This is a genomic window from Pirellulales bacterium (assembly GCA_019694435.1).
GTDB lineage: Bacteria > Planctomycetota > Planctomycetia > Pirellulales > JAEUIK01 > JAIBBZ01.
On record JAIBBZ010000042.1, the window covers coordinates 16,180 to 39,713 of the forward strand.

The window sequence follows — 23,534 nt, forward strand, 5'->3', positions numbered from 1 at the left end:
GATAGCGGCATGAGCGATCGCCCTGCTTCACGCCGTGAGTTCTTGGCCGGGTCAGCGAACCGCGGCACGCGGGGCGAAATGATCACTCCGGAAACGGCCACCGCGGGCCAGGGCGTCTATCACCTGCATGTTTCGCGGCAGGCCATGGCCTGCAATTGGGAAGCGATCGTCAACGCAGGGCAGCACGCCGCGGCCACCGAGGCCGCCGTGGCGGCGCTCGACCTCGTGGAAGCACTCGAAGCGCAGTTGACCGTCTACCGCGAGTCGAGCGAGATCATGCAGCTCAATCGGCTGGCCGCACGCGATTGGATCGTCGTCGAGCCACGGCTTTTCGCGCTGTTGCAGTTGGCCGACGAGGTGCATCGAGAAACAGCCGGTGCCTACGACGTCGCCACCGGTGCGCTCATCGAAGTGTGGGGATTTCTGCGCCGCCAGGGGCGCGTTCCCGACAACGACGAACTTTCCGAGGCGCTTGCGCGCACCGGCATGCAGCATGTGCAATTCGACGGCGATCGTTGCGCCGTCCGCTTCGACCGCGCCGGAGTCGCGATCAACCTGGGCAGCATCGGCAAGGGATATGCCCTCGATCGATGCCGTGAGGTGTTTGCCGACCACGACGTGCAAGATTACTTGCTGCAGGGTGGGCGCAGCAGCGTAACGGCAAGCGGCGACGACCTGTCCGAGGGCGCAGGGCAAGGTTGGACCGTCGGCATCGGCGATCCGCTCCGCCCCGGGCAGCGGCTGGGAGCCGTCCGGCTTCTCAATCAAGCGCTGTCGACTTCCGGGGCCGGAACACAGTTCTTCCGGCATCAAGGCCGGCGCTATGGCCACATTCTCGATCCACGAACTGGCCGCCCGGCAGAAGGGGTGCTCTCGACCACCGTGGTTGCCGACTCGGCCGCGCTGGCCGAAGCGCTATCGACCGCCTTCTATGTGCTTGGACCGGAAGCGGCGCAGCATTACTGCGAGACCCATCGCGACGTCGCGGCCGTCGTCACCCTGCCGGGCGGTGGGCCGCAAGGGCTGCAGGTGCGCGCGTGGAATTTCGGCGCCGGCCGGCTGGTGTTGGCCGAGCCGTGGCGATCGGCGCTCGCGGCGCAGGCCTAGGAATCCTGTGGTAGCTCTTTCGACCCCACAATGGTCAGATTGAGCCCGATCTGCACGCTGACGGTCTTGTCGCCCACCTTGAGCGTCGACTTTCCGTTCAGGTACCAACCGAGCGACCCCGTGGAGAATTCCTTGACCTCTGCCACGTGGGGTACCCCGTTGATCGTCACTTCGACCGGTTGGGCATGGTCGCGAAAATCCTGGCGACTAATCGGGCAGTTCGTCTTGGCCATAGGGCATGCACTCCAGATGCGAAGGACCACGACCGTCGGGCAATGCTATGTCCCGCCGGTCAGACTGCGAGCGGCGATGATACGGTAACGCGACCCGATGGCAAACCAGGAATCCGCTTCGCCGCGCGGCACAAAGCGTGCACCTCGGGATTAGGGGCACTCCGACCGCGCTGTTGCCCCCAACCCTGGCCAGAATCGCCCGCGGCGCCCCGGGCGAGGGTTGTCCTGCGGCTTGATCCGGCCCATGATTGAGTGCCGCATGGATGTGGCGTTGGAGGGGGATTGGTTCGCGTGCTCAACCACATCGCTGTGGCAGACGTAGGAAGTTCTGGCCCGGCGGACACAGGGGACGCGCACGGTTCTAGCGACGTTGTTGAACAATCGCATCCTGCGATCTCGCCACCGGCCTGTACAGAACACCCAAGCTGTGAAAGTTGACAGGCGCCGGAAACGGTCCCGGCAAACTATCGGCTAGACTTGCTTGCACGGGGGGTGACGCCCGAGGGGACAACGTATCGGTGCGTCGTGATCTGGATTTGGAAACTTCGGATCCGCCTGCATGGTCGATCTGCTGCTCAACCACGGTTCCTACCTGGGCATCATGGCCGTGCTGATTCTGACCGGCTTTGGCCTCCCCGTGCCTGAGGAGGTGCCGGTCATTCTGGCGGGCGTCGCCGCTTCTTACGGCCGGCTCAACCCGGGCCTGGCCTTCCTGGCATGCTTGTTCGGTGCGCTGGTGGGCGACCTGGTGATGTACGGCATCGGCTACCACTTTGGCCGCGGCGTGTTGTTCGAGCATCGGGTCCTTGCTCGTCATCTCACGCCCGAACGCGAGCAACGGATTGAGTACATGATCAAGCAGCACGGCTTGAAGGTGTTTTTCATTTCGCGGTTTCTGGTCGGGTTGCGTTCGCCGGTTTATTTGACCGCGGGCATTCTTCGCGTCCCGTTGCGGCGGTTTCTCTCGTTCGATTTGTTGTGCGCAACGACCGTCGTGGGCACTTTTTTTGGCTTGTCGTACAAGTACGGCAACCGCATCGAAGGACTTTGGGGCTACATCCGCGGGGTCGAGATGTCGGTCACGTTCCTCGTCGTCGTGGCCGTAATCACCGTGGCGGTGTTGTACTTCCTGCGGCGCAGGCGGCGGCGCGTCCAGCTCGAGCAGCTCCGCAACCAGCGTCTGGCCCGTATGGCCACCCCGGATAAGGCCACCCCGCTGGCACACGACCCGCACGAAAATGCCGAGCAGATCGCCACCTAGGCAATATTTCTCTCGGCCCGGGCCGAATAGCGCCCAGCCTGGAAGTGCAGCGACCGGGCCGTTTGGTTAGAATGGGGGTTCCGGAAGCGCCGGCCCGTCTCCCCTTTTGGGCGCAGCAGCAGAGATGCAGGCAGTTTTCGCACGGATCATCGAGTTGCACGGGCAACGCCAGGCCCTGGCGCGGTCGCGCGAGGGGACCTTCACGGTGACCGTTGCCGAACGTCTGGCCGAAATCGCCCCGGGCCAAACCTGGGTGAGCGGCCGCAGCCTGCAGGCGGGAGCCCTCAGTGTGATCGTGCACCTGATCGTGCTGGTGCAGATCGGGCTGGTGATGCTGCCCGGCACCCGGCCGCAATTGATCGACGATTTGAAGGCCTTCTTGACGCCGCAAGAGCCGCCGGTCGAGCCGCTGGCCGACGCGGAACTGCAATTGGCCGATCCGTCGGACGAGCCGGCCGAGCAAGTGTTCGCCGCGACGACCTCGGCCGTAGGGGCCGAGTTGAGTGACGAGCCTCGCATCGAAGAGTCGCTCGACCAGGTCGAGACGGTCGACTTCAACATCGAACTGCCGCAGGTTCAACAGCTTGCGGCCGCTGAGTTGAGCGAAATGGTCGTTCGCAAAGGCACGATCGGCGATTCGGTGATGGAGGTCGAGGGGGCCGTCGATCGCATCACCCATGAAATCGTCACCTATCTCGAACAAAGCAAGGTGCTGGTCGTCTGGATGATGGACGCCTCGATCAGCCTGGCCGACGAGCGCACCCAGGTGGCCAACCGTTTGGAACGCGTGTTCCGCGAACTCGACCAGTTGGGTTCGCTCTCCGGTAGCGACGCGCTGGAGAATGCCGTTGTGGCGTTCGGCCAGCAATGGCAAGAGCTGGTCGCGCCGACGGCCGACGAGGCGATGGTGGTCGACGCCATTCGCAAGGTGCCGACCGATGAGACCGGCTCGGAAAACGTCTTTACCGCGTTGCTCGCTGCGGTCGACAAGTACCGTGCTCTGCGCGGTCACGAGCAACGCAAGATCATGGTCGTCATCTGGACCGACGAGTCGGGAGACGACGACAACGAACTGGAAGACGCCGTCCGGCAGTGCCAGAAACTGGCCGTGCCGGTCTTTGCCGTCGGCCCCTCGTCGATGTTCGGCCGGGTGATGGGCACCCACGCCTACGTCCATCCTGAAGACGGCAAGACCTATCAATTGCCCGTCAATCGCGGCCCCGACAGCGTGCGCCAAGAGCTGTTGCGCCTGCCCTATTGGTTCGAGGGTCCGCAGCTTGAGTCGGTTCGCGCCGGCGTCGGGCCGTTCAGTCTGACACGGCTGACGCAAGAGACGGGCGGCGCCTATTTTGTCAGCGAGCAGGCTGCCGATCGCTCGCCGTTCAGCCTGGCGACGATGCGGAACTATCTGCCCGACTACAACTCGGCGACGGAATACGTCCGCAGCGCCGCGGCGAGCCCCCTGCGCAAGGCCGTGCTACAGGCCGTCGAGGTGACGCACCGGCGCGAGCTGCGCGGCGCGCCGCGGCTATCGTTCGCCCCCACCGGCGAAACCTTTCAAGACGATCTGCGCGAGGCCCAGCAAACCGTGGCCTACAACAGCGTGATTCTCGATCAGGCGCTGGAATTCTTCGGCCCCAAAGGGCTTGAAGAGGCCTACCAGAAAGAGGCGGCCGCGAGGTGGCGAGCGTTTTACGACCTGACGTTCGGCCGCTTGCTGGCCATGCGCGTGCGTTGCAACGAATACAACTGGGCCTGCGCCCAGATGCGCGGCAAGGGCTCGGAATTCGTCGACCAGCAATCGAACCGCTGGAAATTCAAGCCGGATGCCAAGATCAACTTCGGCACCGCCTCGGAGCGTGCCGCGGCCGAAGCGACGCGGCTGCTGAAGCGCTGCGTCGAGCAAAATCCGAATACGCCCTGGGCACTGCTGGCCCAGCGTGAATTGAAGGATCCGCTGGGGATTGCGATCGAAGAGGGTTACGAGGCCCCACCCAAAGACAATCCCGATCTGTCGCCCGCGAATAACCAGCTGCCGGGGCGGGTCGTGGAACAGCAGCGGATGCTCCAACGTCCCGTGGAACCGAAGTTACCCAAGCTGTGATGCGCGTCTCCCGGATTGCCCCTCGAGCTTTCGGTGTGCTGTTGGCCGCGACCTGGGTGTCGTGCGTCTGTCTTCCGCCGGTGCTCGCCGAAACGCCGCTACGGATCAACCAGGCCCTGGCGGCGCAGATCAGCTATCTGCGGTTTTACGTCGCGTCAGGTCGCCTGGCAGCCACTTCTCCCGAATATGCCCGGTCTGAGAACAGTTCGGCGCGGTCGGGCGATTGCCACGAGACCTTGGCGATCAACGTCGAAGACGGCCTGCCGACGCTGCGCTACTTGCTCGATGCGCCGGACCTGATGGTCGATCTGGAAGTGACGCATGGCGAGTTGTTTCGCCTCCGGCAGCGACGCGGCGCTGCGTCATCGCCCGACGAGGTGTTTTTCGAGCAGGGCCCGACCGGCCCCATCACGGTGATCGTAGGCAGCGGCGCCACGGCCCGCACGATCCGCGCATCGAACTTCTGGACGCTGTTGCTGGCGCATCGTGAGCTGTGCGTCGAGCGGATTCTCCCGCTCGTCGAATTGTTTCGGCCCGGTTGGCTCTTGGCCGAACAAACCCTGCAATTGGAAGACGCCCTGTTTCGCTATGTGGGCCTGCCGCAGCATGACACGCGACGGCAATGGCTCGAATTGGTGACCCAGTTGGCTAGCGAAAAGTTCGCGACTCGCCAGGCCGCTGATCGACGGCTGCGTCAGTATGGAACGGCAATCGTGCCGTTCCTGGAACAACTGCCGGCCGACCAACTCGACGCCGAGCAGCGCTCGCGAATCCGCCGCATCGAATTCGACCTGGCGGCGAGCGGTCAGGAGGATCTGCCTGAGAACATCGTCCCCTGGCTGGCTGCCGATCGCACGGCGTGGATCGCGCTGCTCGACCGCGACGAGCAGGCGCTGCTCGAACAGGCCAAGGCGCAACTCGAGTCGCTGTCCGGCGCGCCGGTCGAATTCGACCCTGCCGCGCCGCCACAACAACGCGCCGCGCAACTCGCCCGGCTCCGCGCGGCGTTCGAGCCGCGCCAGGCTCCGTAGCCCGGGCTCGTCGCGCGGCGCAGGCACCGGGACATCATGGGCACCGGGCCGTCATTCCTTGTCTTCGGCCGCAGCGAGCGTGGAATCGGCATCCCACCACCACGTTGCGCCGCGTGGGGCAGCCTGCGCGCGTTGCTGGGCGAGTGTACCGTTGTCGGCTTGCAGCTCCACCGAAGCCAAGAGCCCGTAGGGATCGAGCCGCACGCCGCCACTGACCACAGCCACGAATCGCCGTCCGTCGAGTTGCCGATGATTGGCCACGGTTTCCACGGCGGCCGGTACCGCAAACCGCGGCAGGGCCAGCAGGTCTTCATCGGCGAGACAGCCGAAGTCGAATTGCGCCGCCTGCTCGAGCTGCTCGTGGCGAATCACCGCCGCCACCATGGCCAGATCGAAGACGTTCTGCAATTCGGCATACACGGGATAACGCTCGGCCAGCGCGGCAAAATCGGCCGTAAACCGCCGAGCAAATTCACTGTTTAGAGGGTCGGATTTTCCCGTGTGAATCCGTTGGCCCTGAGCGTCGAGCAGCTCGCTCTCGCTCAGGACCTGCGCGGCCGGACCGTCGATCGCAAACGCCTGGCGGTCGGCCGTCGCCTTGAGCGCCGTGTACTTCAGCGTGAACCACCACCGCAACACGTCGAGCGATTCAGGCACCTCGCCTGAGCGCTCGACCAGCTCCAGATAGCTGGGAACGGCAGGTGTCCCCTCGGCCAATCCGGTGCCCACAAGTTTCATGTGATAATCGGCCTCGATCAGTACCCGGGCCACGTGGCTCTCGACCGGCAAACCGTAGAACTCGATCGTTTGCAGCCCCAGCTTCGAGCGCAATTGTTCAATCCAACGCTCGCGCGCCTGCCGGCCGGCTGCCAACGGTCGCTGGCCCGCTTCGCTGAGGAACTGCTGCGCCGCCTGCAGGCCCGCGGTGCGCGGCACGATCGAACAGCCCAGCGTCCCCTGCTCGCCCAGGGCCAGCCGCCGCAGCAACACGACCAGGTCATCCAGGCGCACGACCGGCCGGCCCGTGTCGGCGGCCACGAAACGCCCACCGGGACTGGGCAACCAGTCGCCCGCCGGCCCGGCCAGCACGATATCGCCCGACGTGGCCTCGCCCTCGGCGGTAAACACGAGCACGAACTGCACGCGGCGTATTCCGGCCAGGACGAGCGCTGCCTCGTCGAGTGGCTCGCCGGCGGCCAACTGGTGCAAGACGTGGCGCTCGAGCCGGGCCAGCGAGACCATGCGCAGCGGCGATGCGCGGCGCGGTGCATCGTCCGCCCTGTCACCTGCCGCAGCGCGGGCCGCGACGCGGATTGCGGCCAGTTGCTGAGCGTCGTGGGCCTCGACTTGCTTGAGCCGCGTCATCAGCCCGGTCGTGTCGACCCACACCCCCGTGATGAAGGGCCTGACCGTTCCTGGGCCGCCGACGTCCTCCCACGTCGTGGGCGCGACGGTGCTGGTGATCAGTTCCATCAACGGGTCAAAATCGATGTCTTGTCCACCGCCAAAGTTCGACCCGGAGTTGCCAACGGATAGTCCCTGAGGGCCTCCGTTCACCCCTCCTTGCCGGCCCAGGCCGGGCGCGTCTCCCTGCCCTTGCAAGGCGGGGAATTGGGCAAGAATCTCGCGGCGTCCGTCGCGGGCCGCTTGCATGCGCACGTCCGTCGCGGTGATCGCGTCGAGCGTATCGGCAAAGCGCTGGCGCTGGCCCGCACCGGCCTGAGCCACGGCGATCTTGGCCAAGAGGCGATCGCGACGGGCCCGCGGGGCCTCGTTGGCGAGCTTGGTTGCCTGGTCCCAGGCGCCGGCAGCCAAATGTTCGGCGAGTTGCTCGTCGAGCGCGGCCGGCAGTTCATCCCAGGCCTGAACGAACGATGCGGGTTGCAGCGCCACGGCGCCGAATACGCCTGCGCCGAATACGACCCAAGCGGCAGCGAACCGAAACAGGTGCTGCGCGACAAACGCGCCCCTGCGCCCGCCGGCGCGGACGCCATCCCTGCGTGCGGTCGACATGGTGTGCCTCTCCAATGCCGCCGAAAAGAGCTGTTCCAACCCGAAGCGTCGCAAATCACCCTGGGGCAAGTCAAGAAAAAAGCGGTCTGATTTCCAGGCGGCCAATCGACCGTCTGAGCGAGACTCGACGCCAGCGTCCGTGGCAGACTTGGTTAGCGCACGAGAATCATTTTCAGCCCCACCACGAGCAACGCAGCGCCGAAAATCCGCTCGAGGGTGACGTCCGACACCGCAATCGCGATGCGCGAACCGACCAGCGTGCCGACGACGAATCCCAGGCACAGCCAGCCTGCGAAACGCAGGTCGATGTACCCGGCGCGGTAGTAGGTCCAGGCGGCCGCCAGCCCGACGGGCGGAACCATCATCGCCAAGGTCGTGCCTTGGGCCTCGTGCTGCGATAGTCCAAGCAGCAGGACCAGGGCGGGGACCATCACGATTCCACCGCCGATCCCCACCAGGCCGCTGAGAGTTCCAGCGGCCAATCCAATCGCGACGCACAGTCCGGTGCTGGTCATCGAAGGTTCCTCGAGGCTATGAGCCAGCGCGGCGCCTGCGCTCGTTGCAGTGCGCAGTACCAAGATGGCTCGCCCGGAAGCGCACACGCCTGACGCCGCGTTCGAAGTCCTACGCCCCCTGGGCATCGCCTTGCGGCGCCAGTGCAACCGGGAGCTTGGTTTCGCCGGAGCCGTTGCTTTGACCGTTTGCGGCGCTGCGCTGTTGGTTGGCCGAAGGTCCGATCAACTGTTCCATCTCGCGATCGTCGAGCGTCTCCGTTTCGGTCAGCCGCTGCGTGACCCGTTCCAACTTGTCGCGGTGTTGGGCCAGGAGCGATCGGGCCCGGTCGGCCGCCGAGTGCAGCAGCCGGGCGACTTCCTCGTCGATCACCTGCGCGGTGTGCTCGCTGAATTCGCGCTGCTCGGCGATCTCGCGTCCCAAGAACGGGTGTTCCTCGGCCGTGCGATAGGCGACCGGCCCGAGGCGTTCGCTCATGCCCCAGTGGGTGACCATCCGCCGGGCCAATTGCGTGGCACGTTTCAGATCGTCTTCGGCGCCGGCGCTGTACTCGTTGAAGATCAGCTTCTCGGCCGCGCGACCGCCCATCATGAACGTCAGCCGGGCTTGCAGATCGCTTTCGCTGATGTTCATCCGGTCTTCCTCGGGCAGCAATTGCGTCACGCCCAACGCACGGCCGCGGGGGATGATCGTCACCTTGTGCACCCGATCGAGCCCCGGCAACAGCCAGGCCAGGAGCGCATGTCCCGCCTCGTGGTAGGCGGTCATGACCTTTTCCTTGCCGCTGAGCATCTCCTCGCGCTTGGGACCCATCAGGATCTTGTCGCGGGCCGCGTCGAAGTCGCTCATGTCGACCCGTTCCTTGCCCTGGCGCGTGGCCCACAGCGCGGCCTCGTTCACCAGGTTGCGCAAGTCGGCGCCGGTCAGCCCGACCGTGCCGTGGGCGATGCGCTGCAAGTCGACGTCATCGGCCAAGGGGACATCGCGAACGTGGACCTTGAGAATGGCCTCGCGCCCCTTGAGGCTGGGCCGATCGACGGTGATGTGCCGATCGAATCGCCCGGGGCGCAACAGGGCCGGGTCGAGCACGTCGGGGCGATTTGTGGCGGCCAACACGATCACGGCCTCGTTCGGACTGAAACCGTCCATCTCGCTCAGGATCTGGTTGAGCGTCTGCTCGCGTTCATCGTGCCCACCGCCGAGCCCCGCACCGCGCACCCGGCCGACGGCGTCGATCTCGTCGATAAACAGGATGCAGGGCGCCGCCTCCTTGGCCGTCTTGAACATGTCGCGCACACGGCTGGCGCCGACGCCGACAAACATCTGGATGAATTCGGAGCCGTTGATCGAGAAAAACGGTACTCCGGCTTCACCGGCCACGGCCTTGGCCAGCAGCGTCTTCCCGGTACCGGGCGGCCCCATCAGCAATGTGCCCTTGGGAATTTTGCCCCCGAGCCTGCGGAATTTTTCGGGGTTCTTGAGAAACTCGACGACCTCTTGCAGGTCTTCCTTGACGTTTTCCAGGCCCGCGACGTCGGCAAACGTGATCGCGTGCTTCGACCCCTCGTAGCGCTTGGCCGGACTCTTGTTGAACGAACCAAGGATGCCGCCACCGAGAAACTGGTCGCGCGTACGGCGGAACATCACCCAGAAAACCCCCAACAGCAACAGCGGCACGAGCATCGACAGGATAAACAGGAAGCTCGTATTGTCGGCCGCCTGCTGCGTCTTGATCTTTACGCCTTGCAGGTCTTTCTCCAGGTTCTCGCCCAGGTAAGGCGGCACCAGAGTGATGGTGAAATCCTCCTTCAGCCGGCGGACTTCCTCCTTGCCGTCGAGCGAGCGCGACTTGCGGCCCTGGGGGTCGAGCGGCGGGTGCTTGAACTTGCCGAACAACTGTTCCGGGCCATGAAACTCGACCTCGGCGATGTTCTTCGCGGCCAGTTGCTCGCGAAAGAAGTCGTAGTCGATCTTCTCGTATTGGCCCGAGCCTTTGACAAACGCATACAGCCAGGCGACCAGCCCCAAGGTGATCAGAAAGTAAACCAGCGGCGTGCTCAGCCAAGGACGGGGCGCGCCCGGTTTGTTTGCTTCCCCTTGCGGTGCGGGCTTTTGTTCCATGGTGGGATGTCGCCTTAGGGCCTCGAAAAGCTGATCCGTCGAACGTGGTATTGTATCCGGGCCGCTGCCGCTGGGCGATTGGTCGAACGGCGGGCAAAAGGCCGCGGTCGCGCGCTGTCCCGTGGCCGAACGAAGTGGGGGATTCAGCCGCCATGTCCGAGTCGATCGTGCGCCGCGGAGCGGTCGCCATTCTGGTGCGGCAGGGGCGATTTCTGGTCATCCGGCGGTCGCAGCATGTCGTAGCACCCGGCGCCTACTGTTTTCCCGGCGGGGGCATTGAAGGCGATGAAAGCGAGCCGGCAGCGCTGGTCCGCGAACTGCACGAGGAGCTAGGCATCGTCGTACGGCCCGTTGCGCGCGTCTGGGAAAGCGTCACGCCCTGGCGCGTGGCGCTGGCGTGGTGGCTGGCCGAATGGAGCGACGAATTGCACGCCCTGGCGCCGAATCCGGCCGAAGTCGAAAGCGTGCACTGGCTGCTTCCAACCGAGATGGCCGCGCTGCCTGCGCTGCTGACGAGCAATCGCGAGTTCCTCGCCGCATTGGACCGCGGCGAGATTGCCATCGCCGGCCTCACTGCGGCGGAGGTTGACCGCCCGCCGCTGCCTCCGCCGGTCGTGTAGGCGGCGGCTCGTCGAACACCGCCAAGGGGTCGTCCTCGGCATCGGCCCCTGTGGACTCGACCGGGTGATAGCGCCGGTTGAACACTTCGGGGTCGAATGGATCTGAAGCGACCGTAGCAGCGACATGCGCCACTGCCGTTGGGTGCTGGTCGGGGGCGGCGGCAGAGAGCTGCCCAACCTGCGGCGTCGCCGGCTGCGACGCAACTCGAGCTACCCACAGCAGCAACTGCTGGTATTGACGGTCACGCGTCCCGGCAAAAACCGGGCGCGAACGGCCCCCGTGACCCGCGGCGAGAGGCTTGGTGAGCAAAGGGCTGGCCAAGGCGTCTTCGCGGGCGATCCAGCGCTGTGCCGCGTCGAGATTGCGATAAGTGAGCGATTGACGCACATTCTTCGGCGAGCCAGTGCGTTCCAGCGAAAAACGATTCGTGGCTCTGGGTCCATGACAGCCGCCCAGTGCGCAGCGATTCAAGAGCAGCGGTTGAATCGTTTCAGCAAACTCGGCCACCGCGATTGCCGAAACCGGCATCACCGCAGGCGCTCCCTTGGCGACCGGCAAGGGCGGATCGGAAGTCTGCGTGGCCGCCGGCGCGGCGGCGGCTTGCTCGCGGCGTCGCCGCAGGAACTCGCCGGCTAGGCGCTGGGCAAGCAAATCGACGCGCTGGTCCCGCGGCGCGATCCGGCGCAGTTCCGCGAGGGTGCTTTCGGCTTGAGCCAGCAGCCGCTGGTCCAAGGCCCAATCGGTCAACGAAATCCACCCTTCGACGTCATCGCGGTGCAGGCCTTGCCGACGCTGCTGATAGCAGTCGGCCAGCGACGGGCCGCGGTACAGCACTTCGCGACGTGGCACCTGCACGTCGACGCGCCCCGTGCGGACGACCAGCCGGTCACCTTCAGGCTCGACGGTACCGGCCAAGACCTCGCCGTTCTGCAGCACGACGAACTCGGTCTGCAAAGACGGCTCCGCGGCCCCGACCGCGACCGCCATCGCGAGCAGGCTGACAAGGGCCAGGTTGAGCAGGTAAAACGGTCGCATCAGAATTCGACCGCAGGCTACGTTCAGGCTCGGGCGGCCGTCAATGTCGCGCCGGGCAGGGCCTTACCGGCTGCTAGCAAGATCGACATGAACTCGCAAACTTCGGCCGGCGACCACCCGCTGGCAGCATTGGTAGGCCGGGAAGTGGTGGTCGACTTGGCCAGTCCCTTCGTAGCCCTGGGCACGCTAGCGGCGGTGACCGAGGGCTTCCTGGTCCTCGGCACGGCCGATCTGCACGATCTGCGCGACACCGCCACAACGCGCGAACGCTATGTCGTCGAATGCCGCGAGCACGGGATCCGAGCCAATCGCCAAGAGGTTTGGCTGGCCCTGCGCGACGTCGTGGCGATCGCCCGGCTGGAAGACGTCATCACCGCTTGATGCGCTGCGCGCCACCTCTGGGGTTGCCGATGAACGCTACGGACCGCCAACGCTGTGTCGTGTATTACGCGGGCCGCGTCCAGGGTGTGGGCTTCCGCGCGACGGTCGTGCGCGTCGCGCAAGGCTTCGCCGTTGCGGGGTTCGTGCAGAATCTCCCGGACGGCCGGGTGCGCGCGGTGGTCGAAGGAGCCGCCGACGAGGTGGCCCGATTCAGGGCGGCCCTGCGTGAGACGATGCAACGCTATATCCGCGACGAGGACGCCCGGGCCGAACCAGCGACCGGCGAATTCGTGGATTTTCAGGTGCGATACTAGCGCGCGCGACACGCGGTTTGACACCCCCGCCGCCGCTAGGATACGGTAGCCAAGTGGGGGCGATCAGGCAGCCGTCCCGGAACCGAGGAGGAGTTGGGTGGTGTCGTTGTTGGCCGTCAATTGGGTCACGTGGGTCACGCCTTTGTGGGTGACCGGGGTCGGCGCGCTGGTGGCCGTGGCCGCCGTCGTGGCGGCCTATTTCCTCTTGCGCGTCGCTCAGCCGCGCGTCGCGGCCATCGCGGTCACAACCATGAAAGAGGGGCTGTCGCAGCCACTGTTCACGGTCGTGCTGCTGCTGGGCATCCTGCTGCTGCTGATCTTTCCTTTTATCCCTTACAACACCTTCGGCGAAGACGTGAAGGTGGTGAAAGATTCGGGCCTGACGCTGATCACCGTGGCCGGCATGATCGTGGCCCTGTGGAGCGCGAGCGTTTCGATCGCCGAAGAAATCGAAGGCCGCACCTCGCTCACCTTGCTCTCGAAACCGGTCAGCCGCCGGCAATTCATCGTCGGCAAGTTTCTCGGCGTCTTGGGTCCAGTCGTGGTCCTGTTTCTCGTGTTGGGCACCCTGTTCCTGGCGAGCGTGTCGTACAAGCTCGCCTACGACGCCAAGGAAACTGCCAATCCCGACCCCACGGTCGAGGATTGCCGTCGCGAGATGCTCAGCGTGGCGCCGGGCCTGGCCCTGGCCTTCATGGAAACGGTCGTGCTCACGTCGATCAGCGTGGCCATCGCGACGCGGATGCCCATGCTCGCCAACCTGACGATTTGCTTCGCGGTGTACGCACTGGGACATCTGGTGCCGCTGCTGGTCAAGGCCGCGGCGGGCAAATTCGCCATTCTGGTGTTTGTGGGCCAGTTGATCGCTACGATCCTGCCCGTGCTCGACCATTTCAAGATCGAGGGCGCCATCGCCACGAGCCAGCCCGTGCCGATGGCCTATCTCGGATGGGCGTTGTTGTACTGCGTGCTGTACAGCTCGCTCGCTTTGCTCGTCGCGCTGCTGCTGTTCGAGGACCGCGACCTGGCCTGAGCGGCCAGGCTTCGCCCGGGGGCACCCGGCAGGGACGCTCGATCACGCGCTGTTTGTGGATAATTGCGCTATGGCCACGCCGTGGTTCGATCGTGCTCGACGCTTTGGCCGTCCTGCGCCGGCGAGCCAGATCCTCGTCTATTTCCTCGGCGGCTTTGCCGGACTTTGCGCCGTGGCCAGCGTCCTGGTCCTGGGCATGCTCGTCGACCTGATGTTCACCCGCGGGGCACTCGAAGTCGCCCCCGAAGCGGCGCCGGTGCTCGAACGACTCTGCGGCGCGTCGCCCACGCGCGAGGGCATCGTCGCGCAGTTCACCGATACGGGTCTGCTCCCCCTGGTCTGGCAGGCGCGGAACACCTGGTATGGTCCCTTCTTAACCGGGATGTATCAGCGACTCACCTGGCTGCATCACAACAAGGCCGCATTGTGGACGCTGATCGCTGCGGGCATGGCCGGTACGACGCTGGCCGGTTTTGCTTTAGTGTGGCACGAATGGCTGTGCCGCGCGGCGGCGCAGATCACGGCCCGGCGGCTGCGTGCCGCGCTGCGGCTGCAGGTCTTTCGCGTCGGCGCTTGCGAACTGCCCGGCCCGCGCGAGCCGCGCCCGGCCGAATTGATCCACGAAAAAACCGAGCTCGTACGGCAGGGTCTGGCCGACCGCTGGCTGGTGGAAAGCCGTGTCGTGCTGTGGACGCCGCTGTTTTTGCTCAGCGTGCTCCTCACACAATTCTGGGTCGGACTCGCCGCGATTCTGCTGTTGGTCGTCGTCTGGCGCAGCCTGACCGCTTTGGAGCGTCGGGTTTTCCTACCGCGGGCAGCGATCTGGCGCGACCGGTTGGGCCGCGAGATGACCACGCTGCTCGATGCCATGCGCCAGGTGCGCCTGGTGCGCGGCTTTGGACTGACCGATACGCCCGGCGAGCCCTTTGAACGCACGCTCGACCGGCTCGAGACGGCAGGTCTGCGCCGCGACTGGTTGGAGATGCTGGGTCCGCCGCTGGGATTGACGGCGCTGGTCGTCACGGGTTGGGCCGTCGTCGCGATCGCCGCGGTCAACGTGCTCCGCGAGCCGCCGCGGATGTCGGCCGCCAGCTGCGTGACGACTTCGATTTCGCTGCTGTGCGCCGCCTGGCCGCTGGCCCGCATTCGCCGTGCGCGGCGTTCGGCCCGGCGCGCCGAACCGTCGGCGCGCGCCATCTTCAACTACCTCGACCGCGAGCCGACCGTGGCACAGCGCGCCGACGCCCGGCCGCTCAGCCCTTTGGGCCAATCGCTGCGCTTCGAACAGGTGCGGCTGGTCGACCGCGGCGACCGAGTCGTGATCAGCGATGCGACGTTCGAAATCGCGGCTGGCAAGCGGCTGGCGATCCTCGCTACCGACGACGACGCGGCCATGGCCCTGGCGTGTCTGGCCGTCCGCTTTCACGACCCCAGGGCAGGCCGCGTGTTGATCGACGGGGTCGACATTCGGCAGACCACGCTCGACTCGCTCCGGGCCCAGGTCGGCCTCGTGCTCCAGCAAGGATTCCTGTTTACCGGCACTATCGAGGACAACATCATCTGCGGCGACTCGCGGTACGGCTTGCTGCAAGCCACCGAGGCCGCGAAGCAGGCGCAGGCCTACAATTTCATCCAACGTTTGCCGCAAGGCTTTGCCACGGTCGTGGGCGAATTTGGCGTTCGGCTCGACGCCTGGGAGGTCTTTCGCATCGGCCTGGCGCGGGCGCTGCTGCGCGATCCGGCCCTGTTGATTCTTGAGGAACCCGTCGCGCCGATCGATACCTCGACGTCGGAGATGATCGACCACGTGCTCGAACACACGTTGCGCGAGCGCACCGCCGTGTTGATCCCCTCGAGAATGGCCACGCTGCGCGATGCCGATCAGATCGTGCTGGTCGACGGGGGCCGGCTGATCGACCAGGGGACGCACGCCGAGCTGCTGCATCGCTCGGCTCTCTACCGCCACGTGCTGTACCAGCGGTTCAGCAACCCGAACGGGTCCGCGTAGGCCGGCTACTGGCGAAGGTCCGGCACATGTCAGCCGGCTTGTTTCCAGTCGGGCCGGGGCTGCGTCATCCAATGCGGCGCGGGGATCACACGCGGGCGCGAAGAGTATTGCGATCCGTGCGGACCGTCGGCCGTACCGTTCCAGGCGTGCCGCTCGATGGCCTCGAGCACCAGCTCGGCGACGGCCACGGCGCTGGCGCCTTGGGCCCCGCTGACCCGCGGTACGCGGCTTTGACGGATGCAATCGCCGAAATCCTGCAACTCGGCCGTCAATTGATCGAGTGGCTCGACCGGCGGCTGCTCGCGGTGCAGATGCGTTTCGAACAGCTCGGCGCGGAAGCGCTCTTGCTCGGCCGGCGCATACGAACCGGGATTCAACTCGCGCCGCAGGACGGCGTCGCTGGCCTGGACGATGGTCGTCTGACGGGTGGCGAAATCGAGCGCGGCAAAGCCACGTGGCGTCCAAACGTGCATCCGCCGTTGGGCCGCATAGCTGATTCTCGAGGCGGATAGCGTGGCCACGCAGCCGTTGGCGAACAACAGCCGGGCATTGGCTGCGTCTTCGTGCCGGCCAAAGACACCGATCCCTAGGGCGTGGACCTCGATCACCGGCGACCGCACGAGCGACAGCGCCAGATCGATGTCGTGAATCATCAGATCGAGCACGACACCGATGTCGGTCGACCGGCAGGTGAAGCCGCTGGTGCGAACGGCATCGATATATTTGGGGTCGCGCACGTAGGGCAACGCCGCCGCGAGTGCCGGATTGAAGCGTTCGACGTGGCCGACTTGCAGCACGACATTCTGCCGGGCCGCCAGCGAGACGAGCCGTTCCGCCGCGGCCGCCTGGTCCGCCAGCGGCTTTTCCACGAACAGGTGCAGCCCGGCTTCGAGCAACCGCTCGGCCAGGGCCTTGTGCGTCGTGGTGGGCGTGGCCACGATTGCCGCATGGACAAGTTCGGGCAGCTGCGCGATATCCTCGATCGGCCGCGCGCCATACTGCGCTGCGACTTCACGCGCTCGCTCTGCGATCGAGTCGACCACCGCCACGAGCTCGAACTCGGGCATCCCCGACAAAATGCGGGCATGGGCCTTGCCCAGATGCCCGGTGCCAATCACGGCGACGCGCAGGCGACTCATGCAGCCTTCCTGACTTTCTCGCGGGCTCGCCCGTGCTTGCCTTCTTGCTGCGTTTGCACGAACAGCAGCAATTCCTGCACCTGGGCCGTCAGCAAATTGTTGTTGCGCAAGATCTCGCGGGCGTGTTCCAGGCCGACCTTGGCCCGGTAGAGCAGGCGATGAGCCTCGGCGAGGCTGTGGATGTCTTCGGCGCCGAAGCTGTTGCGTTTGAGAGCGACGACGTTGATGCAGCGCGGGCGGCTCGGATGCCCTTCGACGAGCATGTACGGCGGCACGTCGTGCAACACGCGGCTCAGCCCGGCGACAAAGCTGAACCGCCCAATCGTGGCGTAATGATGCACGCCGACGCCGCCGGAAAGCGAGGCATGGTCGTGGACATGTACGTGTCCGCCCAGCAGCGTGCCATTGGCCATCACGATCGAATCGCCCAGTTTGCAATCGTGGGCCACATGCGTGCAGGCCATGAGAAAATTATGGTTGCCGATGACGGTGCGGCCGTCTTCCTTTTCCGTGGCGCGGTTGATCGTCACGCCTTCGCGGATCAGGTTATGGTCGCCGATCACGACCTCGGTCGCACTGCCCTGATAGCTAATGTCCTGCGGATCGCCGCCGATCACCGCGCCAGGAAACAGCCGGTTATGTTCGCCGATCGTGACGCGGCCCAGCAGCGTCACGCCGCTGATCAATTCGGTGCCGCGCCCGATGCGGACGTCCGCACCGACGACGCAGAAAGGCCCAATGCGGACGTCATCGTCCAGCTGGGCCCGGGGGTCGACGGCGGCATGAGGGTCGACGTGCGTGGCCATCTTGGCGCTCCGAGTTTTCCGGCTGGGCGGTTCGACAGCCTCCGTGCTGCCGACGTGCGTTTTCGCCGGGCATATTGCTTGGCCGGTAGCGCAAGGCTAGGCCGACAGTCTCCGCTCGCGTGGCCCCCGCCGATCTGCGGCCGCTGGGTCGCTGTGCGCCAGTTGGCCTTCGCTCAACAGTGCCTTCGCCATCTCCGCATTCAGCCGATGCCCGCTGCGATAGGCGGTGAACGTACCGGACAGATCGCAACCAACCAAGGCCAGGTCCCCGACGAGATCGAGCGCCTTGTGCCGCGCGCACTCGTTGGGAAACCGCAATTCGTTGTCGACCGGGCCGTCCTGGTCGTAGACCAGCAGGTCGGTCAATTGGACGTGCGCCGCCAAGCCCATGGCCCGCAGGGCATCGGCCTCCTCCTGGAGCAGGAAGGTCCGCGCCGTGGCCAGCTCGCGACGGAAGGCCGCCGGGTCGAGCACGACTTCGCACTGCTGTCGGCCAATCGCGCTGCCGGGACCATAATCGAGGCGAAACCTCACCTGGCAGCTTGGCTGCTTGGCGGGGGCCGCCTCGATCCAACTGTCCTCGTCGCCCAGGCGAAACGTCTCGCGGACCCGGAGCACCGGCCGCCAGGCGTCCTGCTCGACCGTGCCGGCCGCGTCGAGCGCATCGACGTAGGCCTGGCTCGAGCCATCGCAACCGGGCATTTCCGCGGCATCGACCCAGACTTCACAGTTGTCGATCCGCAGGCCGGCCAGCGCGGCCATGATATGTTCGATCATCTCGACGGCTGCCTCGCCGGATCGCAGCGCCGTGCGCCGCGGAACCTCGACGCGGTACTCGACCTTGGCCGGCACGCGGGCGTGCGGACCCAGGTCACGCCGCACAAACACGATGCCCGAGTGCGGCTCGGCCGGGCGGAACTCGACCGTGACTTGTTTCCCACTCCAGTAACCGACTCCGCGAACTTCCGCGGTCTGGCCCAAGGTGCGCTGTCGTCGAGGTTGTGGCATCGTAAGCGTGGGGTGCGGTGCAAGGGCGGTCAATCATCTCACTCCGTCGGGGCCGGGCGATGCGCCGCCCGGCCCGTCGATCGCGGCGCGGGCCTACTGCGGCCGGCGCGGCACGCCCTGGGGAGCGTTGCGCTGCGTCGCCGTCGGGGCTTGCGGGCGCTGCTCATACCGGGCGTTGATCGCGGCGATGATCTGTTGCGTGATGTCGATGCGCGAATCGTAGTGCACCACCGACTTGTTCAGCTCGCTCAGGATGCTCTGCGGATTGTTCGGATCAACCTTGTCGCCGCTGAATCGCAACACGCAGACAATACGGTGCTGCTCGGCAAAGTACTTAATCTCGTCGAGCACTTCCTGGTAGATGTGATAGTGGATCTTGGCTTCACGCTCGGTGAAGTCCTTCATCTTGATGTTCGTGGCCACCTTCAGGTCGGCCTGCTCGTTGGCCACCTGGGCTTCGAGCTGCTTGTATTCCTGCGTGCCCGGGTTGTAGTCCTTGAGCTTCTCGGCCATCTTGCGCAGCGCGTCGTGGCGCTGCTTCATTTGTTCTTCTTCGACCTTGACGTCGCGCATCAGCTCATCGCGCATCGCCTTGAACCGGACATGGCTGTCGAAGACCTGCTTGAGGTCGAGGACCGCGATGCCGACGCTGGCGACAGGCGCAGCGGCGGGGGCCGCCGGCGGCGCGCCCACCGGGGGGCGCCCGGGAACCTGCTGCGCCGATGCGTTCGAGGCCAGCAGAATGCCGAACAATGCCACGAACGTGGCGACGAAGAGGGGCTTCTTCACAAGAGCGCTCCTTGCTGCTTTCCACAAGTCGGGCCAAACCGCGGTGGCCGATCACGCCCGAGCAGGTCATCCGTTGACCCGGTCGTTCGGTTCGCACCGGGCGATTGCCAGGGGCGAATCGCTCGGCGAAAGCCCACGCGGCGTGGCGGGGTGCCCGAAATCGAGGCGGTATTGTGCCGTCGTGCGGGGGTTGGGTAAAGGCCAGATCAGCCGCCGCCTGAGGGTTCCGCATCGGGCGAACGAACGACCAGAAAACACCGGGAATTCTCGGTGTTTTCTCGGCGCTAGCGCGGCGCTGCCAGCGTGACTTCGAGCGTCAATTCCTGGGTACCGCGTTTGACGACGACCGGTACTTTGTCGCCCGGTTTGTACTTCCGCAGCGCGCTGTCGAAGTCGTCGAGCCCGCCCACCTGGCTGTCGCCCAACTTGATGATGATGTCGCCGCCTTGCAGGCCGGCTTTCTCCGCGGGACCGTCCTTGGTGACGCCCGTGATCGCATAACCGGGCTGGTCCTGGCTGAAGTCGGGAATGCTGCCGAAGTAGGGCCGGTCGCTGTCGCCGCCCGCAGCCGGCGACTCGCTGCCGCCCGTGTTGACGTATTTCGGTGCAGCCGGCGCATCGGCCAGCTCGACGGTCACTTCCTCGATCATCTCCGTGATCCGCCGCATGCCGGAGATGTTCAGACGATCGACGTCGTCACTGGGCCGGTGATAGTCGCTGTGCAAACCCGTGAAGAAGTGCATGACGGGGATCTTCTTCGCGTAAAACGACGAATGATCGCTCGGCCCGAAGCCCCCCTTGGTCTTGCTGAGCTCGAAGCCGTAATGCTCGTTGAGCCGATCGATCAGGGCCGAAAACTCCTCGGCAGTCGCCGTGCCTTGAATCGTCAGCTTTTCGTCCTTGAGCCGGCCGACCATGTCCATGTTCAGCATGGCCACCGTCTTTTCCAGCGGAAATGCGGGCTCGCGGACATACCGGGCGCTGCCGATCAGCCCTTCCTCTTCGGCCGTGAAGGCAATGAACACGACCCGCCGCTTGAGCCGCTCGGGGCGCGTGGCCAGAAACCGGGCGATCTCCAGCAACGCCGCCGTGCCCGAACCGTTGTCGTCGGCGCCGTTGTGGATATCGGTCGATCCGGGAGCAAGCGACGCCGGTCCACCGCGACCGACGTGGTCGTAGTGGGCGCCGATCACGATCGTTTCATCGGCCAGGGGACCTTCGCCTTCGAGCACTGCGACGACGTTCTTGACCTCGGCCTCGCGGCGGACGATCGACACCTCGCCGGCGATCCGCCAGCCGGTCAATTCGCAGCTCTGCGGCTTGGGGCCCTCGTCGATCTGCTGCTCCAGCTCGCCCAGACTGTGACCGATGCTAGCAAAGGCCGGTGCCAAGGCACCGCGCGACACGTGCAGGACGGCAAAATCTCGGCCTTCGGCCGCTTCGCCGCCCTGGTTGAACTTGAGCAACGGGTCCAATTCTTCGCGCAGCCGCTTGCCCTGATTCAACACGGCATCGGCCAGCTCGCGAATCTTGTCTTCGCGGGCGGCGAGCTTTTCCAGATCGTCGCCGGCTTGTCCCGCTTCGCTGCGTTGGGCCTCGGCGAGCTTTTCCAAGGCGTTCAACCACATCTTGCGGCGATTACCGACCCGCTTCTTCAAATACACCTCGTCGGTGCAGAACACCACCGCGGCCGCGCCATGCTCATAAGCATTGGAAATCTTCCGGACCAGCGGCGCGTGCCGGGAATCGCGGGTGCCGTCGAAGGCGCTATGCGGGTTCTCCTGCTCTGGCTCGTGCCGCAGGATAATGACCGCCTTGCCCTTGACGTCGATGCCCGCATAGTCGTCGTAGTTGGCGTCCGGGGCCGTGATGCCGTAGCCGACGAAGACCAGCGGCAATTCGAACTTCGCGCTGCCGCCCAGTGCCAAGGGGTTGAACTGTTCGCCGAGTTTCAACTCGATCGTGGGCGCTTCACCGCCGCTCGCCGCGGGCCCCAGCAAGCGTACCTGGTTGCTTTCGCCCATTTCGGCCGAGGTGGTCATGCTGAACGACTGGAACGGGCCGCCGTTGAAAATCTCCGTCTTCAGGCCCAAAGCGGCGAATTGTTCGGCGATGTAGGCCGCGGCCCGATTCAACCCCTCGGTGCCGACGCCGCGTCCTTCGAGGTCGTCGCTCGCCAGGAAGCCGACTGCCGAGGTCATGCGTGCCTCGACTGCCGCCTCGGCGCTGGCGTCGGCGGTCGCGTTGTCGGCCGCAAACAGAGGCGTCGTACCCAAGACTGCTAGTATCGCGACCGCTGCGGCAAATTTACGCATGAGAACCGAAGTCGAAGGAGGGAGTGGCAAAGCAAGGGGCGCACGGCGGCCGGCAAGCGGCCCAAACATTCTATCCATCCGCGCCAACCAAGGATTCTCAGTGCTTGCGGCACTAGCGTCAAGTTGAGCCGCAGGGCCGTTCGCTTGTCGCGCGTGTCGGTTTTGACACAAGCGCGGTCGCTCGATATGCTCCCGACCCTCGTGCGAACCCCAAGACGGGGGCCGCACGAAGGCGTCGGCGGGCAAGGACGCCCGGCAACGCCGTCCCGTTCGCCGCCGCGCCACGGGCGCCCCCGGCGACGTTGACGACCCTGCGCAGGCAAGGAGGCACGCGAATTGGTCGAGCGACATAGTGTGCTGATCGTCGATCGTCAGGACGAGACCCGCGAGGTCTTGCGTACCGTTTTGGCCGATCGCGGCATCGAGATCCTCGAAGCCCAGCGTTCCGAGGACGGCCTGCGCCTGGCACGCGCGCATCACCCCGACGTGATCGTGCTCGACCTGGAAGTTGACGAAGCGGGCGTGCCCGAGGCGCTACTGGCCGAGTCGCGGCAGCAGGAAACGCCGATCGTCGTGCTGGGGAGCATTCGGCGCTGCCAGCGCGAGTGCGCCGGGGCCGAGGTCGTGGCAAAACCCTATCACTATGGGCCCTTGGTCCGTAAAATCGAGGAACTGTTGGCCCAGCGACGGGAAGCGGCCTAAGGCGCTTCGAGCATGCCCGTTCCCGCGCGGCTGGGATGCTATTCCCACCTGACGCGCCGCCACGGGACTCGCCCGCTTGCCCACGCTCTTTGTGATTCGCGGCAACGACCAGGGGGCACGCTTCGAGCTGCGTCCTCCGGTGGTCGCCTTGGGCCGCGAGGCTGCCAGCGACATCCAGCTGCACGACACGGAGGTTTCGCGCCAGCATGCCGAGCTGCGGCTTGAGCAGCAGCGCTGCACGATCGTCGATCTCGGCAGCTCCAACGGCACCTTCGTCAATGGCGAACGGGTCGACACGCGCGAGCTGACCAGCGGCGACCACGTGCAAGTCGGCACGACTTTGCTGCTGTTTACCGGTGCCGTCGACGAGGCCGACGGCGATATCGGCGAGCAAGTCGATATCGGCACCAGCGGCGACGGCTCGCGCATTGTCCGGGCCATCGCCCACGAAGAAGGCAGCCGGATCTTCGATTGGGGCGCCGGCGGAGTGCCCGCGGCGGGACTCGATCGAGCGCGCAGCAATCTGCAGCTCATGTATCGCACGGCCCTGGCCGCGACGCGCACGCTCGATATCGACCAACTGCTCAATCGCATCCTACAGTTGATCTTCGACTGGGTCGAAGCCGATCGCGGCTGCATCATGCTCGTACACCCGGAAACAAAGCAGCTCGAGCCCAAGGCCTACCGCGCCCGGCCGGGCGTCCGCGTGCCCGAACGCATCACGATCAGCCGGACGATTCTCGACTATGTGATGGAACACAACGAGGGGGTGCTGACGAGCAATGCCCGCGACGATCAGCGGTGGAGCGCTGCGGCCAGCATCGTGCAACTCGGCGTACGCGAGGCGATCTGCGTGCCGCTGCAGGCCCGGTACGAAATGGTCGGCGTGATCTACATCGACACGTTCACGGCGGCCGATCGCGTGGTGCCGGGGGGCAGCGGGAACAAATTCACCGATGAACACCTGCAGTTGATGATCGCCATCGCCCATCAGCCGGCC

General features: G+C 65.6%; 21 protein-coding genes. 11 read left to right on the forward strand and 10 right to left on the reverse strand.

Annotation, left to right across the window (positions count from 1 at the left end; translation table 11 throughout):
- Positions 1 to 9: 9 nt before the first annotated feature.
- Positions 10 to 1,107: an FAD:protein FMN transferase gene (locus K1X74_20960; protein ID MBX7168819.1), complete on the forward strand. Its 1,098-nt coding sequence runs from the start codon at positions 10 to 12 to the stop codon at positions 1,105 to 1,107.
- Here the strand turns inward: K1X74_20960 and K1X74_20965 are convergent.
- Entirely contained in the window at positions 1,104 to 1,340 is a 237-nt protein-coding gene (locus K1X74_20965; protein ID MBX7168820.1) for a hypothetical protein, read from the reverse strand. The genes K1X74_20960 and K1X74_20965 overlap by 4 nt on opposite strands.
- Before the next feature lie 559 nt (positions 1,341 to 1,899).
- Here K1X74_20965 and K1X74_20970 point away from each other — a divergent pair.
- The 3 genes from K1X74_20970 (at position 1,900) to K1X74_20980 (ending at position 5,736) form a co-directional block, all read left to right on the forward strand.
- Complete coding sequence (locus tag K1X74_20970) at positions 1,900 to 2,601, forward strand: DedA family protein (protein MBX7168821.1); 702 nt, start codon at positions 1,900 to 1,902, stop codon at positions 2,599 to 2,601.
- 124 nt (positions 2,602 to 2,725) lie between these two features.
- Positions 2,726 to 4,705 carry a VWA domain-containing protein gene (locus K1X74_20975; GenBank protein ID MBX7168822.1) on the forward strand — a complete coding sequence of 660 codons (1,980 nt, stop codon included), beginning with the start codon at positions 2,726 to 2,728 and terminating at the stop codon, positions 4,703 to 4,705.
- Between the two features lie 35 nt (positions 4,706 to 4,740).
- Positions 4,741 to 5,736 (forward strand): hypothetical protein, encoded by a 996-nt coding sequence (locus K1X74_20980; protein ID MBX7168823.1) that lies wholly within the window; start codon positions 4,741 to 4,743, stop codon positions 5,734 to 5,736.
- Positions 5,737 to 5,787: 51 nt separating this feature from the next.
- Here K1X74_20980 and K1X74_20985 read toward each other — a convergent pair whose 3' ends face one another.
- The 3 genes from K1X74_20985 to ftsH all read right to left on the reverse strand — a co-directional run bounded on the left by K1X74_20985 (position 5,788) and on the right by ftsH (position 10,383).
- The gene (locus K1X74_20985) at positions 5,788 to 7,749 is read right to left on the reverse strand and encodes a DUF1598 domain-containing protein (protein MBX7168824.1); all 1,962 of its coding nucleotides are present in this window, start codon (positions 7,747 to 7,749) and stop codon (positions 5,788 to 5,790) included.
- Between the two features lie 152 nt (positions 7,750 to 7,901).
- Positions 7,902 to 8,327 (reverse strand): sulfite exporter TauE/SafE family protein, encoded by a 426-nt coding sequence (locus K1X74_20990; protein MBX7168825.1) that lies wholly within the window; start codon positions 8,325 to 8,327, stop codon positions 7,902 to 7,904.
- Positions 8,328 to 8,373: 46 nt separating this feature from the next.
- Positions 8,374 to 10,383, reverse strand: coding sequence for an ATP-dependent zinc metalloprotease FtsH (ftsH, locus tag K1X74_20995; protein MBX7168826.1), 2,010 nt, complete (start codon positions 10,381 to 10,383; stop codon positions 8,374 to 8,376).
- A gap of 152 nt (positions 10,384 to 10,535) precedes the next feature.
- Here ftsH and K1X74_21000 point away from each other — a divergent pair, with 152 nt between their 5' ends.
- On the forward strand, positions 10,536 to 11,003 hold the full coding sequence (locus K1X74_21000) for an NUDIX domain-containing protein (GenBank protein MBX7168827.1): 468 nt from the start codon (positions 10,536 to 10,538) through the stop codon (positions 11,001 to 11,003).
- Here K1X74_21000 and K1X74_21005 read toward each other — a convergent pair.
- On the reverse strand, positions 10,954 to 12,039 hold the full coding sequence (locus K1X74_21005; GenBank protein MBX7168828.1) for a hypothetical protein: 1,086 nt from the start codon (positions 12,037 to 12,039) through the stop codon (positions 10,954 to 10,956). The genes K1X74_21000 and K1X74_21005 overlap by 50 nt on opposite strands.
- A gap of 87 nt (positions 12,040 to 12,126) precedes the next feature.
- On the opposite strand from K1X74_21005, the gene K1X74_21010 reads away from it, so the two are divergent.
- From K1X74_21010 to K1X74_21025, 4 genes are all read left to right on the forward strand, one after another.
- The gene (locus tag K1X74_21010; protein ID MBX7168829.1) at positions 12,127 to 12,420 is read left to right on the forward strand and encodes a hypothetical protein; all 294 of its coding nucleotides are present in this window, start codon (positions 12,127 to 12,129) and stop codon (positions 12,418 to 12,420) included.
- A gap of 29 nt (positions 12,421 to 12,449) precedes the next feature.
- Complete coding sequence (locus tag K1X74_21015) at positions 12,450 to 12,734, forward strand: acylphosphatase (protein ID MBX7168830.1); 285 nt, start codon at positions 12,450 to 12,452, stop codon at positions 12,732 to 12,734.
- Between the two features lie 100 nt (positions 12,735 to 12,834).
- Complete coding sequence (locus K1X74_21020; GenBank protein MBX7168831.1) at positions 12,835 to 13,767, forward strand: ABC transporter permease; 933 nt, start codon at positions 12,835 to 12,837, stop codon at positions 13,765 to 13,767.
- A gap of 70 nt (positions 13,768 to 13,837) precedes the next feature.
- On the forward strand, positions 13,838 to 15,775 hold the full coding sequence (locus K1X74_21025) for an ABC transporter ATP-binding protein/permease (protein ID MBX7168832.1): 1,938 nt from the start codon (positions 13,838 to 13,840) through the stop codon (positions 15,773 to 15,775).
- A gap of 29 nt (positions 15,776 to 15,804) precedes the next feature.
- Here the strand turns inward: K1X74_21025 and K1X74_21030 are convergent, their stop codons facing one another.
- The 5 genes from K1X74_21030 to K1X74_21050 form a co-directional block, all read right to left on the reverse strand.
- Complete coding sequence (locus K1X74_21030) at positions 15,805 to 16,914, reverse strand: Gfo/Idh/MocA family oxidoreductase (protein MBX7168833.1); 1,110 nt, start codon at positions 16,912 to 16,914, stop codon at positions 15,805 to 15,807.
- Entirely contained in the window at positions 16,911 to 17,720 is an 810-nt protein-coding gene (gene lpxA, locus K1X74_21035; GenBank protein ID MBX7168834.1) for an acyl-ACP--UDP-N-acetylglucosamine O-acyltransferase, read from the reverse strand. The genes K1X74_21030 and lpxA overlap by 4 nt, the downstream gene beginning before the upstream one ends.
- A gap of 96 nt (positions 17,721 to 17,816) precedes the next feature.
- On the reverse strand, positions 17,817 to 18,728 hold the full coding sequence (lpxC, locus tag K1X74_21040) for a UDP-3-O-acyl-N-acetylglucosamine deacetylase (protein MBX7168835.1): 912 nt from the start codon (positions 18,726 to 18,728) through the stop codon (positions 17,817 to 17,819).
- A 93-nt stretch (positions 18,729 to 18,821) separates the two neighbouring features.
- Positions 18,822 to 19,517 carry an OmpH family outer membrane protein gene (locus K1X74_21045; protein ID MBX7168836.1) on the reverse strand — a complete coding sequence of 232 codons (696 nt, stop codon included), beginning with the start codon at positions 19,515 to 19,517 and terminating at the stop codon, positions 18,822 to 18,824.
- A gap of 284 nt (positions 19,518 to 19,801) precedes the next feature.
- Positions 19,802 to 21,793, reverse strand: coding sequence for a M20/M25/M40 family metallo-hydrolase (locus tag K1X74_21050; GenBank protein MBX7168837.1), 1,992 nt, complete (start codon positions 21,791 to 21,793; stop codon positions 19,802 to 19,804).
- A 375-nt stretch (positions 21,794 to 22,168) separates the two neighbouring features.
- Here K1X74_21050 and K1X74_21055 point away from each other — a divergent pair, with 375 nt between their 5' ends.
- Positions 22,169 to 22,534: a response regulator gene (locus K1X74_21055; protein ID MBX7168838.1), complete on the forward strand. Its 366-nt coding sequence runs from the start codon at positions 22,169 to 22,171 to the stop codon at positions 22,532 to 22,534.
- Between the two features lie 76 nt (positions 22,535 to 22,610).
- A partial coding sequence (locus K1X74_21060) for an FHA domain-containing protein (GenBank protein MBX7168839.1) occupies positions 22,611 to 23,534 on the forward strand: 924 nt, incomplete at its 3' end.